The 12115-nt window shown below is 57.3% G+C and carries 17 protein-coding genes; 15 read left to right on the top strand and 2 right to left on the bottom strand.

The genetic code is table 11. The features are described 5' to 3' along the window. Positions 1 to 64: 64 nt before the first annotated feature. The 5 genes from HB376_RS26335 (at position 65) to imm40 (ending at position 2775) form a co-directional block, all read left to right on the top strand. Complete coding sequence (locus tag HB376_RS26335; protein ID WP_213766661.1) at positions 65 to 331, top strand: hypothetical protein; 267 nt, start codon at positions 65 to 67, stop codon at positions 329 to 331. Between the two features lie 195 nt (positions 332 to 526). Continuing rightward, entirely contained in the window at positions 527 to 1087 is a 561-nt protein-coding gene (locus tag HB376_RS26330) for an RHS repeat-associated core domain-containing protein (RefSeq protein WP_213766669.1), read from the top strand. 6 nt (positions 1088 to 1093) lie between these two features. Then, on the top strand, positions 1094 to 1615 hold the full coding sequence (locus HB376_RS26325; RefSeq protein WP_213766668.1) for a hypothetical protein: 522 nt from the start codon (positions 1094 to 1096) through the stop codon (positions 1613 to 1615). A 59-nt stretch (positions 1616 to 1674) separates the two neighbouring features. Further along, complete coding sequence (locus HB376_RS41650) at positions 1675 to 2463, top strand: RHS repeat-associated core domain-containing protein (RefSeq protein WP_276572817.1); 789 nt, start codon at positions 1675 to 1677, stop codon at positions 2461 to 2463. A gap of 3 nt (positions 2464 to 2466) precedes the next feature. Beyond that, positions 2467 to 2775 (top strand): Imm40 family immunity protein, encoded by a 309-nt coding sequence (imm40, locus tag HB376_RS26315; protein WP_213766667.1) that lies wholly within the window; start codon positions 2467 to 2469, stop codon positions 2773 to 2775. Positions 2776 to 2857: 82 nt separating this feature from the next. Here imm40 and HB376_RS26310 read toward each other — a convergent pair whose 3' ends face one another. Then, the gene (locus HB376_RS26310) at positions 2858 to 3082 is read right to left on the bottom strand and encodes a SymE family type I addiction module toxin (protein WP_213766666.1); all 225 of its coding nucleotides are present in this window, start codon (positions 3080 to 3082) and stop codon (positions 2858 to 2860) included. Between the two features lie 72 nt (positions 3083 to 3154). Beyond that, the gene (locus HB376_RS26305) at positions 3155 to 3544 is read right to left on the bottom strand and encodes a helix-turn-helix transcriptional regulator (protein WP_213766665.1); all 390 of its coding nucleotides are present in this window, start codon (positions 3542 to 3544) and stop codon (positions 3155 to 3157) included. Positions 3545 to 3648: 104 nt separating this feature from the next. Between HB376_RS26305 and HB376_RS26300 the strand changes: the two genes are divergently transcribed. The 10 genes from HB376_RS26300 to HB376_RS26255 all read left to right on the top strand — a co-directional run bounded on the left by HB376_RS26300 (position 3649) and on the right by HB376_RS26255 (position 12110). Beyond that, on the top strand, positions 3649 to 6714 hold the full coding sequence (locus HB376_RS26300; RefSeq protein WP_213766664.1) for a CHC2 zinc finger domain-containing protein: 3066 nt from the start codon (positions 3649 to 3651) through the stop codon (positions 6712 to 6714). A gap of 67 nt (positions 6715 to 6781) precedes the next feature. Next, on the top strand, positions 6782 to 7849 hold the full coding sequence (gene xerC, locus HB376_RS26295; protein WP_346730587.1) for a site-specific tyrosine recombinase XerC: 1068 nt from the start codon (positions 6782 to 6784) through the stop codon (positions 7847 to 7849). A gap of 43 nt (positions 7850 to 7892) precedes the next feature. Then, the gene (locus HB376_RS26290; RefSeq protein ID WP_213766662.1) at positions 7893 to 8180 is read left to right on the top strand and encodes a hypothetical protein; all 288 of its coding nucleotides are present in this window, start codon (positions 7893 to 7895) and stop codon (positions 8178 to 8180) included. 883 nt (positions 8181 to 9063) lie between these two features. Then, positions 9064 to 9330, top strand: coding sequence for a hypothetical protein (locus HB376_RS26285; protein ID WP_213766661.1), 267 nt, complete (start codon positions 9064 to 9066; stop codon positions 9328 to 9330). A 222-nt stretch (positions 9331 to 9552) separates the two neighbouring features. Continuing rightward, positions 9553 to 9612, top strand: coding sequence for a hypothetical protein (locus tag HB376_RS41235; protein WP_255631584.1), 60 nt, complete (start codon positions 9553 to 9555; stop codon positions 9610 to 9612). A gap of 34 nt (positions 9613 to 9646) precedes the next feature. Beyond that, complete coding sequence (locus tag HB376_RS41790) at positions 9647 to 10162, top strand: HNH endonuclease signature motif containing protein (protein WP_213766659.1); 516 nt, start codon at positions 9647 to 9649, stop codon at positions 10160 to 10162. Between the two features lie 6 nt (positions 10163 to 10168). Further along, a complete protein-coding gene (locus HB376_RS26270; RefSeq protein ID WP_213766658.1) occupies positions 10169 to 10648 on the top strand; it encodes a DUF4265 domain-containing protein in 480 nt (159 codons plus the stop codon). Positions 10649 to 10800: 152 nt separating this feature from the next. Further along, on the top strand, positions 10801 to 11373 hold the full coding sequence (locus HB376_RS26265) for a toxin C-terminal domain-containing protein (protein WP_346730586.1): 573 nt from the start codon (positions 10801 to 10803) through the stop codon (positions 11371 to 11373). Between the two features lies 1 nt (position 11374). Further along, on the top strand, positions 11375 to 11572 hold the full coding sequence (locus tag HB376_RS26260; protein WP_213766656.1) for a hypothetical protein: 198 nt from the start codon (positions 11375 to 11377) through the stop codon (positions 11570 to 11572). Positions 11573 to 11597: 25 nt separating this feature from the next. Further along, positions 11598 to 12110 carry an RHS repeat-associated core domain-containing protein gene (locus tag HB376_RS26255; protein WP_213766655.1) on the top strand — a complete coding sequence of 171 codons (513 nt, stop codon included), beginning with the start codon at positions 11598 to 11600 and terminating at the stop codon, positions 12108 to 12110. The last annotated feature ends 5 nt before the right edge of the window (positions 12111 to 12115 follow it).

The raw sequence follows: 12115 nt of genomic DNA, 5'->3' as shown, positions 1-12115 counted from the left end.
GCTAGTTACGTGGGGACGCACGAACCGATATCGTTACTGGGTAACGGACAACACAGGAGCAGTGATGGCAATGAGCAGTGCGCAGCGGCAAGCGGCGTTTAGAGAGCGGCATCTGAAAGACGAGAACGGCCAAGGCGAGCGGCTAAGCCTGGTGATCGACCTGCACGCGAAGCGCGCGCTTGAGCGTGTGGCGGCTTGTTACGGGCTCACGCAGCGGGCGATGCTGGAACGGCTGCTGACGCAGGCCGAAGAGGTGGCGCTTGCTCGGGCGGGCAAATCGAGCGGCGGCCAGGCCGACTATTACGATGGACGGCTCAGATTGGATATCTGAAGCGTTACGCGGTAACGCTGGCGACGTCTGCGTTACCGCGTAACGATCCGAATGTTGAACTTGTTTCGAGATGCGAAGTAATGGAAACTCGCGTCTGGAAAAATTCCCCTTCTAACGGGACGTGATAGGCGGGAAACCTTGCTAGGTAAGGGATTGCTGTCCGTGCGAGGGGAGTGTGCGTCAAGGCAAACAGATTTGGGGCTGTACTATTACAAGGCCCGGATGTATTCGCCTGCGTTGGGGAGGTTTCTGCAGACGGATCCGGTGGGGTACAAGGATGACCTGAACTGGTATGCGTATGTAGGCAACAATCCGGTGAACTTTAGTGATCCGGACGGATTGGCTGCTTGTACGAAGCTCGATCCGTTCGGGCAGGGCGCTGGCAAGAGCAATGCAATTACGCCTGTATATCCGGAGGCTGCTTTAGTCCCGGCATTGAGAATAGCGCAAGCTATTTACAACGCGATCGGCGTGGCGGGAGGTCCGGAGGCAGCGGGTGCATCGACTGGCCGGGTAGACGTTACCATCGGGCGTAGCACTCCAAATGCGTCAGTCGACCTCACCCGTGCTCAGTTTGAAAGTAATCTGTTGAGCAATGGATTCTCCGCGAGCTCGAAGGGCGGTGCAAAGGATGTTACGTTATATACAAAGGGGGACGTGCAGTACACGGTGCGGAATGAAGCCACGTCCACAGGAGGACCTTCTGCCGACTTTTTGGTGGGCGGGGACTTAGTTAGCAAAATTCGCTTGAAGTGACTACCTATGACTTATATAGATGATGCCGCCATGTACGAACGAATATCGACTCAAGCGAGTTCGCTAAAGCATTGGCAGGTCGATAGAAAAAATTCACAAGCATCACTTCATTATTTCGAATGGAGTGAGTTTCTGGTGAAGGGATTCTGGCCGTATATCGTTGAACTCAGTCGACTTAGCGAGGACGAGACCGTCTATTTTTATGATATAGAGCAAGGAGAAAGTACCGAATTTGAGAAAAAATTCGGTGTATTTCCCTTGATTCAATTGGATATCAGCATGACAGCGAGGGAGTATATTGAGGCACTCCATGAAGCGCCCAGTAAAGATGCGGGTCCCGTGTTTGCGCTGTCGACTACTAATGCTTATCTTCTCTTTCCCGCATCTATGAAGTGGCATGTTCACGGCGAATATTCAATTGAGCTCGCGGAGTTGGCGACGACGGTCGGTTTGCCTCAATCGCCTGAGTTCCCGCACGACTTCTGGGAACCATCGGAAGCTATGCGGCGATTTAGTTTGTTAAAGTGATTGCACGATAGGGATACTTGTTTTGGAGTGCCCTGCCTAGTTCTGTAGCATAAAGCTGCTTGAAACAGACGCTGGCGCGGATATTAGGTCTCGTCAATGATGGTGTGAAAATGAAGGGCCGCGTCAAGCGGCCCTTCATTGTTTTAATCGGCGGTAATGATGAGTTTGCCGTGTTCAACGGGAAACACCTACTTGCTGACGTCCCGACCACATCTACGATTGGCGACGATACGTGTCCACACGGCAGTGAATTTGTAGCACCGTTGGGGCTGTACTATTACAAGGCCCGGATGTATTCGCCTGCGTTGGGGAGGTTTCTGCAGACGGATCCGGTGGGGTACAAGGATGATCTGAACCTGTATGCCTACGTTGGCAACAACCCGATCAACTTCAGTGATCCGACGGGGCTGACGGCTTGTGCAGACAAGGCCGCTGCAGAACAGCAGCAACTGCGGGCAGCACAGGAGAAGGAGCGTGCAGCGATTGGCCAGTCGTCTGCAGCCGCTATGGCGGCCGCCGGCAAGATTGGAGTGCCAGCGAACGCTTTGGCTGCGGGTGCGGCAGGTGCAATGAGTGGAGTGCAGTCCGCAACGGCAAAGAGCTTCTTTGAGGGAACACAATATTCGCCCAAGGTTCTTGCGCAGGCTTCGTCAGGCGACTATCACGCTTTTCCTCAGTCGGTCGGTGCTTTCTCAGGAGAGGGAACTGTTAAATCGATCGTGGGTGGCGACGGCGTCACACGCTCCCAGTTGACGATTCCAGGCGAATACAATGGAAAAACTGGAGTCTTTGAATACATCCGCGACGCGGCGGGCGCCATAAATCACCGACTATTCGTTCCAAACTAAACGATGCCAATATCTAAAATCCTTGAGCTGTATGCGCGAAGCGGACGCAGCCTAATTGCCAAAGGTTTGAATGAGGCTGCGCTTCCGCTAGCAGATGCACATGTAGCGCTTGAGTTATTCAATGAGCAGCGATGGCGTGTTTTAGGTGGTGATGTGTATCGGATGACCAAAGATGGTGAATTCGAATTGACCTACGAAGACTGGTTCTACGATGGAGAAAGCGTGGAGCAAAGCATTGGCCTAGCTTATGAAGTCGTGAACCGGCTTGCAGGGCAGCCGGTCTACATCGTGTTTGTCGTTAATGCTTCATGAATCGACCGAAGAAAGCGCTGACGTAAATTAGATCTAGGAGATGATGAAAAATGAAGGGCCGCGTGAGCGGCCCTTTGTTGTTTTAAGCGGCGGTGATGATGAGTTTGCCGTGCTCGACGGTGACGCGTACTTGCTGACCGGGGAGGAATCCGGCGTGTTCGATCCAGAGCCCGGAGAGCTTGATCCATGGGTAAAGCTTGGGCGGCTTGTTCAGGTGTGAAGGCCAGGCTTGATAGCGAAGAGACTGTTGAACCTTGACGGAGCGTTCAGGAAATCCAGCGGCTGCTTTATGATTGGCGTTAGCCATGGTCAACTCCTTCAGTGAGTTGGTTGTGGTCAGCGGGCCGTGAGTGTTGACGCACTCACGGCCCGCGCTTCGTTAACGGATCGGGCTCTGTTCCGGGGTCCGGTTATTCCATCTGCGTGCTTCGTACTTGAGGATCAAGCCCTCGAGTAGTTCGCGCACGACGTGCTTCTCTTCCTGTGAAAACTGATTGATGGCCTCGAACTGCAAGGTGAGATCGCTGTCGGGACCGCGCTCGTGTTCATCGAAGAGCAAGAAGTCGGCGGTGACATGGAGGGCCACGGCCATCTTCTTCAAGACTTCGGAGGACGGCAGAGCCTGGCCGCTCTCGTACTTCTTCCAACTGTTGACATGAACGCCGATGGCGTCGGCCATGACTTGTTGAGAAAAGCCGCGCTGCTTGCGCAGCTCGGTCAAGCGGGACGGGAAAGACATGGCTGGCGACCAAGAAAGTGCATAGACCATGATGCTATCCCCTGAAAATACACTTACCTGACTAAAGTACAGTATAGTAAACTTTATAAATCCACTCAAGTGGTCTTGACAGGTTTTTAGCCGAAGGACGATTCATGGCCCGTATTCCCGAAACTGAGCTTGAGCGCATGAAGGCCGAGGTGTCGGTTGAGCAGCTCGTGCGTGCGCACGGGATTGAGCTGGCGAAGTCGGGCCGTGATTGGCGCGGGCGCTGTCCGTTTCATGCTGACGGCACGCCCTCGCTGGTGGTGACGCCGTTGAAGAACCTGTGGCACTGTTTTGGGTGCGGGATCGGTGGTGGTCCGGTGGATTGGGTCATGAAGGCGAACGGGATCTCGTTTCGGCACGCGGTGGAGTTGCTGCGGGAGGGGATTCCTTCTTTAGCCGCTATTGGCCCGGTGCGCTCGACGGTGCGGGTGCTGGAGTCGCCGGTATCGGTGAGCGCGGATGACGCGGCGCTGCTCGACCAGGTGGTGGATTACTACCACCAGACGCTGAAGGGTTCACCCGAGGCGCTGGTGTATCTGGAGAAGCGCGGGATTGCGGGGGCAGTGGAGCACTTCAAATTGGGGTTTGCGAACCGGACGCTTGGGCTTCGTCTGCCGCTGAAGAACCGCGGTGCGGGCGATGCGATCCGCAGCCGCTTGCAGCAGATCGGCGTGATCCGCGAGAGCGGGCATGAACACCTGAACGGCAGCATCGTGTTCAACTGGCGTGACGAGGCGGGACACGTTGCGGGCTTGTACGGGCGCAAGATTGGCGACAACCTGCGCCCGGGGACGGCGTATCACCTGTACTTGGCCGGGCCACGCCGGGGCGTGTTCAACGCCGAGGGCTTGCGTGGTCAGAAGGAAGTGATCCTGTGTGAATCGGTGATCGATGCGCTGACGTTCTGGTGTGCGGGGTATCGGAACGTGACAGCCTCGTGGGGCGTGGAGGGGTTCACAGCGGATCATCTGGCGCTGATCCACGAGGTGGGGCTTGAGCGCGTGGTGATTGCGTATGACCGGGATGAAGCGGGTGATGCGGCAGCGGTGAAGCTGGCCGAACGGCTGACGGAAGAAGGGTTCGGGTGTTACCGGTTGCGGTTCCCGCACGGGCTGGATGCAAACGAATACGCGCTGAAGGTGAGCCCGGCGGTGAAAAGTTTAGGCGTGCTGATTCGCAGCGCCGAGTGGCTGGGAAATGGGGAGGGGCCGGTGCGTAGTGTGGCGTCAGTGGCGGTGAAGCCAGGCGCTCGGGAAGTCCAGGCGTTACGCGGCAATGCTGTTGCTGTTGACGATGATGAGGCCGCGACGGCTGCTGCTGCGCCTGCGCCGGCTCCTCTCTTAGCGGCTAAATTAGCGGCTAAAGAAGAGCCGGAACCCGAGGCAGTGCAAGCCGAAGTGACGCAAGCTGACGTGGCACAAGCCGAAGCGCCGGAGATCGCAACGGTTGCGGCCAGCGTTGCGCCTGCCGCGCCGGCACTTGCTCTCGAATGCGTGGTGAGTGACGCGGAGATCGTGTTCACATTGGGCGCGGTGCGGTATCGGGTGCGCGGGTTTGACGCGAAGGCTGCTGGCCTCTTGAAAGTGAACGTGCTGGCCAGTTGCCACGAATGGTTCCACGTCGACACGTTTGATCTGTATCACGCGAAAGCGCGGGCGAATTACGTGGCGCGAGCGGCGGCTGAATTGCGGCTAAAGGAAGAGACGGTGAAGGCCGATCTCGGGCGCATGTTGCTGAAGCTGGAGATGTTGCAGGGGGCGGCTGCTGCGCCCGCGACCGGCGTGCAGATGAGCGCGGCCGACGAGCGCGCAGCGCTGGAGCTGCTGCGCGAACCGGATTTGCTCGGGCGGATTCTGGCGGACTTCGCGGCGTGCGGGGTGGTGGGCGAGGAGACGAACAAGATCGTGGGGTATCTGGCGGCTGTGTCCAGAAAACTGGATGCGCCGCTGGCGGTGGTGATCCAGAGCTCGAGCGCGGCGGGCAAGAGTTCATTAATGGACGCGGTGCTGGCGTTCGTGCCGGAGGAGGAGCGGATCAAGTACTCGGCGATGACCGGGCAGAGCCTCTTCTACATGGGCGAGACGAACCTGAAGCACAAGGTGCTGGCGATCTGCGAGGAGGAGGGCGCGAGCCGCGCGGCGTATGCGCTCAAGCTCTTGCAAAGCGATGGTGAGCTGACGATCGCGAGCACGGGCAAGGATGCGCAGACGGGCAACTTGGTCACGCAGGAATACCGGGTGGAAGGGCCGGTGTCGATCATGCTGACGACGACCGCCATCGAGATCGATGAAGAGCTCTTGAATCGGTGTCTGATCCTGACGGTGGACGAAGGGCGCGAGCAGACCGAGGCGATTCACCGGCTGCAACGGCAGAAGAGAACGCTCGGCGGCTTGAAGCTGAAGACGCAGAAGGAACAGATTCTGGCGTTACACCGTAACGCGCAGCGGTTGTTAAAACCGTTGGCGGTGGTGAACCCGTTTGCCGATCAGTTGACGTTCCTGTCGGACAAGACGCGCATGCGGCGTGATCATGAAAAGTACTTAACCCTGATCGACACGATCGCGCTGCTGCACCAGCACCAGCGGGAGGTCAAAACGGTGCGGCACGCGGGGGCGGAGCTCGCGTATATCGAGGTGACGGTCGGCGATATCGCGAGCGCGAATGCGCTGGTGCATGAGGTCTTGGGGCGAAGTCTGGACGAGTTGCCGCCGGTGACGCGGCGGGTGCTGGAACAGATTGTGTGCGCGGTAAAACTGAAGCCGTTGCCGCGCGAGTCGGTGCGGTTCAGCCGGCGGGAGGTGCGCGAGTGGACGGGCGCGAGCGATACGCAAGCGAAGCTGCACCTGTCGCGCCTGGCCGAGCTTGAATACATGCTGATTCACCGAGCGCCGCGCGGTCAGGGCTTCGAATATGAACTGGTGTATGACGGCGATAGCAGCGCGGCGGCTCACCTGTCGGGGCTCATCGACATAGAACAATGGCAGTACGACGCGCAGCGGTCGGGGGTCAACGCCGAGCGGTCGGCCCCTGGTCGGGATGCAGTTGGCCCAAGGTCGGCGGGTGGACGGGATGGTCAAAACGCCGCCGAGGCAGACAGCGTAAAGCTGAGCGCCGATCAGTCGATGAATGGCGCCGACACACACTTCAGAGAGAATAAAAATCTGGCGTCGTAAGTCCTGCGTCGTCCCCCAAGGGGACTTCCTCCGGGGCGTACACGCAAGGACCGATGTGACGGCGCGCGTGAAACAGCGGTTGCGCAAACAGCGCGAAGGCGGTTGGCGCACGCAGGAGAAGCCGACGAATGCGCTGATGGCGTATGTGCATCTGTACGTGGATTGGCTGGCGATGACCGGCTGCACGCCGGCGACACAGCGCACACGCCAGCGGGGGCTGGAGCAGTTCGTGAAGTGGTTCGATACGCGGGGCTTGAGCCAGCCCGAAGAGATCACGCGGGCGGTGCTGGAGACGTGGCAGCGGCATCTTTATTTGCATCGAAAGACGGACGGTCACGCGTTGGCGATCCGCACCCAGCATACGTTGCTGGTGGCGGTAAAGGGGCTGTGCCGGTGGCTCGCCCGGCAGCGATACGTGCAGTACAACGCGGGCTCGGAACTGGTGCTGCCGAGAAAGCCTCACGCGTTGCCCAAGGTGGTGCTGTCGGTGGCGCAGGTCGAGGCGCTGATGGGGCAGCCGGATCTGGAGTCGGTGACGGGCATGCGCGATCGCGCGCTCCTGGAGGTGCTGTACAGCACGGGGATGCGCCGGATGGAGATCGCGCAGTTGCAGTTGGGCGATATCGACCTGGATACGCGCACGATTGCGATCCGGCAGGGCAAAGGCCGGCGTGACCGGTTCGTGCCGATCGGCGAGCGTGCGTGCGCGTGGGTTGAGCGTTATCTGCTCGATGAACGCACGGCGCTGGTGGTGCATACGGAGCAATGGACGCTGTTCCTGACGGACTACGGGACGGCGTTCACGCTGGGACAACTGAGCGCGATCGTGACGCGGTACATGCGCCGTGCGGGAATCGATAAAGGCTCGTGCCACGCGCTGCGCCATGCGTGCGCGACGCACATGCTGGATAACGGCGCGGACGTGCGGTTCATCCAGATGCTGCTGGGGCACGCGGATCTGACGAGCACGCAGATTTACACGCATGTGTCGATTGGCAAGCTTCGGGAGATTCATGCGGCGACGCACCCGGCGGGGCTGGATGCCGCTTCTCTCTTAGCTGCTATTGAGGCGGAAGCGGACGATGACGATGGCGACGAAGTGAATGACGAGGAATCAACGACGATGTCAGAATGAAGAAAGCAAGCAGAGGTCAATCGTTGCACCAAGGAGATTAAAAGTGATTGAGTGGCTGGGATTGCTGTACACGGCTGGGAAGGATTTGAAGGAGTATCTCGTTTTTAGTGAAGAACAAAAGCAAGTCGACAATGAGTGGCTTGAGAAATCAGGTCTCAAGGCAGAAATGGATGCCAAAGATATAAAACTAGCCTGGAGCCAACCCGACCGGATCGCTTCTCGACAAACCGATGGATGGGAGGTCGTCTACGAGGTTGACAAGATCAAACGGATTCGGCGAAAGCTGGTGCGATATGACGGAACGGTCCTCATTAAAAAGCAAGAAAAATGACCGACGCAACGTCACCAACGATGCCGGATGAACGAAGAGTCAACGACGTATCCAGGTGAACGAATCAAGGCGCACAGGCATCGTGTGCGGGCCTGTCGGCCCGAAGGCTGAGTAACAAGCGGTCCAGCGGCCTTGCGGCCGGGGAACGAGGCCGGGGGTAAATTGGCCTGGCGGCCAATTGAACATAACGCTTGGAAATTAGCGCTGGGCGCCGGGTAGGTGCGCGTTGCGCCCTGTCCCGTCGCCCATCGCTAATTTGCGTTATGTCTGGCGCCCCCGGCCGGGTCACGCGCGTGCGCGCTTGAAGAGATCAGGGCCGCGTGGCGGCCGGCGTGGAATACGCAACACCAAGTCATGCAAGGCGCTTCACGCAGGACATAACAGGGGCCGCGTCGCGGCCAGGAAAGGGAATGAGCCCGGCCCGCCCGGGCCGTCTGCTGCGCTCGGGCTTCGGCCGCAAGCGGCCTCTCGCTCCGTGCTCGCAGCCCTCCCCCCGTCCGCCCCCAAGGGGCTCCCCAATCAGCCGTTACTGCGTAACGGAAAACCCACCGATACGAAGCATCAAAAGCTACGGCGTTGTTCATGCGGTGCAAGCCTAAAACCCGTCTTGCACCGCATGAACCAGCGTCGAGAACCGATGGCCGTCAAGGCCAAGCCCTGCGGGCGCTACGCGGCCTTGACGGGGTCGGCGCTGGCGGGTTCGTTGAGCGGTCGCGGGAGTTGTTCAGCGTACCGGTGTGCGGCGGCCGAATCCCCAACCCAGTCTGAAAAAAACCCGTTACGGCGTAATGAAAAACCAGCCCTCACGTTAGCCGTTTGGCTAGTTACGTGGGGACGCACGAACCGATATCGTTACTGGGTAACGGACAACACAGGAGCAGTGATGGCAATGAGCAGTGCGCAGCGGCAAGCGGCGTTTAGAGAGCGGCATCTGAAAGACGAGAACGGCCAAGGCGAGCGGCTAAGCCTGGTGATCGACCTGCACGCGAAGCGCGCGCTTGAGCGTGTGGCGGCTTGTTACGGGCTCACGCAGCGGGCGATGCTGGAACGGCTGCTGACGCAGGCCGAAGAGGTGGCGCTTGCTCGGGCGGGCAAATCGAGCGGCGGCCAGGCCGACTATTACGATGGACGGCTCAGATTGGATATCTGAAGCGTTACGCGGTAACGCTGGCGACGTCTGCGTTACCGCGTAACGATCCGAATGTTGAACTTGTTTCGAGATGCGAAGTAATGGAAACTCGCGTCTGGAAAAATTCCCCTTCTAACGGGACGTGATAGGCGGGAAACCTTGCTAGGTAAGGGATTGCTGTCCGTGCGAGGGGAGTGTGCGTCAAGGCAAACAGATTTGGGGCTGTACTATTACAAGGCCCGGATGTATTCGCCTGCGTTGGGGAGGTTTCTGCAGACGGATCCGGTGGGGTACGAAGGATGATCTGAATCTGTATGCGTATGTGAAGAACAATCCGGTGAACTTCACGGATCCGACGGGGATGACTGCGTTGGAAGGTTTCGCCAACGCGAAGGCGTTTACATACACTCCGGGGTACATCGGTCCGGGCGTTCAGGTTGCGGTTGTACCGCTGTTGCCGTTTCTGGCTCTCGGATTGGCCGCAAATGAAATTGCAAATAGCGACGTGCCAATGATTGGTGGGATGCTTGGCAAGGGAGTAGCAGCGGCTGCGGAAGCAATGCCCCTAATCAAGGCTGGCGCTGCTGGCGGCGCAACAGCAGGTAAAGCTTTTCCGCAGGCCGTTAAGGATGCCGCAAAAGCTGAGAATCCACTTTCAATTTGCGTATACTGCCGGGCAGAGGGGACTGCAACTCAGGTTGATCACGCGATTCCAAAGGCCAGAGGTGGAAATGCAACGCTTGAAAACGCTCAAATGGCTTGTCCGCATTGCAACCCTTCAAAAGGCGCGCGCGACTTTCCTGTTAATCCGCCCCCGGGGTATCGTGGTGGATGGCCCCCTTCACACTGGTAAAAACACATGAAGTATGAAACTGGAGAGTACGAAGCGGTTCACCAAACGCCGGTTTGGCGTGATCGTGCAGATTTTGTATTTGCTGCTCACCTTGGAATCAAGGACGGGAAGAACGAGTGGGAGCAACTGTGGGGCCAGAAGACCGGGACCTACAAATTTATCCTGTGCTGCATTCCGTTTTTTGTTCATGACGTGGCCCTAGGTGACGAGGTGGAAACCGACTCTGACTTTGTCCTTCAGCGGGTTGTTCATTGTTCCGGGCAAACCACCTATAGAGTATGGTTTGGTGCGAAGGATAAGGCGGCGCAAGAAGCACTAGTGCGGGAGATAGAAGCTATGAAACCTCTAATGGAATGGTCTTCAGAGAATTTGCTTGCACTTAGCATATCTGGTGACGCTGAAGCGCAGAGCATCGCCAATTATTTACAGGCCGGCGAAGAGAAAGGTTTGCTCCAGTATGAGACAGGGAGGACTGCTCATCCATGAGTGCTCCGCGATTCAGTCAACTTAGTTTCAACAGTCGCGGTTGAGTCAAAGGACGAGCAGGCAAAGCCTAAGCGACTAGCAGGGAATTCTGTTGCATTGACGAAGGGCCGATTCGGCCCTTCGTTGCTTTAAGCGGCGATGGTGATGAAACTGTGTTGCAGTTGGGGCTGTACTATTACAAGGCCCAGATGTACTCGCCGACGCTGGGGAGGTTCTTGCAAACGGACCCGGTGGGATACGCGGATGATCTGAACTGGTATGCGTATGCGGGTAATAACCCGGTCAACTTCAGCGATCCGACAGGGTTAGCGGCCTGCTCTGAAAAGTCGGCACTTACGGATATGGCACTGGGTGGACCGCCAAAACTTGACAGCAGCGGTTGCATTTCGACAGGTGGGCCAAGTGTTTGCTTAGGGGTGGCAAGTGTTAAAGAAGTTAGCAGTGCTTTGGCTGGCGCTGTCAACTCAGTCGCTCGGGCAGTATCTGGTCCGGTATATGCCACCACAAAAGAGGCGACTGCTGCTGCGGAGGCGCTTGGATATAGCAAAACCTCAGCAGTGGTAAATGGTCAAGCCGTTTATCAAAAGGGAAACAACTTTATCACCAGAGATATTGACGGACATAATGGAGGAGCTTGGAAGATGGCCGATTCTGTTAAAAATTTGACGTCCAAAGATACGCGCTTAGGAACATTTAGTACCGACTTGACCCGTATAGGAAACTAATGTGAAAACCGACAATCCGGAATCTCCTGAATGGATTTATCGAGGAAAATCGATTCGTGGGCTAATTCAAGAGCTTCAAACTTTTGAGGATCTAGATCTAGAGGTGAAAATTTCAATCGATGATGGCAATACTCGAAAACCTATTAGCTTAGTCGTAAGATCTGATGGGCAATGCCTATTAAAGTTCTGCGGTGATTGACAACCGCTTGTCGATGAGAAAATGAATGCCTGGGGCCGCTGACGCGGCCCCAGGCATTTCAGCTGTGGTTGTCGAAAGCATCAATTTGGGGCTGTACTATTACAAGGCCCGGATGTACTCGCCGGTGCTGGGGAGGTTCTTGCAGACGGATCCGGTGGGGTACAAGGCTGCCCTGAACTGGTATGCGTACGTGAAGAACAACCCGGTCAACTTCAGCGATCCGATGGGGCTGATTGCGGCGAAAACCCAAACGGGAAGTAATTTTAATACCAATATAGCGGCGGCTCCGGCCACGAATCTGAATGCACCGGCGATCAGCATGCCGGCCAGTCAGATGGGCGATGCGACTCAAGTCGCTGGCGTGAAGAACGGCGACACTATGGGGAACAATGCCCGTGAGAATAGGCAGGCCCAAGACGTTGCCGTGCAGCTTCGTTTAAGCATTCCACAAGCCGATGAATTGCACCGTGCGATTACTAAGCAGGGATATGACTATCAAGAGATACTTAGGATTGGAAGGGAAATAGCTGGTAAATAGTGGAG

The sequence above is a fragment of the Caballeronia sp. dw_19 genome (assembly GCF_018449515.1).
Taxonomy (GTDB): domain Bacteria; phylum Pseudomonadota; class Gammaproteobacteria; order Burkholderiales; family Burkholderiaceae; genus Caballeronia.
Note: the sequence above shows the minus strand (reverse complement) of the source record. Positions and strands in the feature narration are given on the sequence as shown.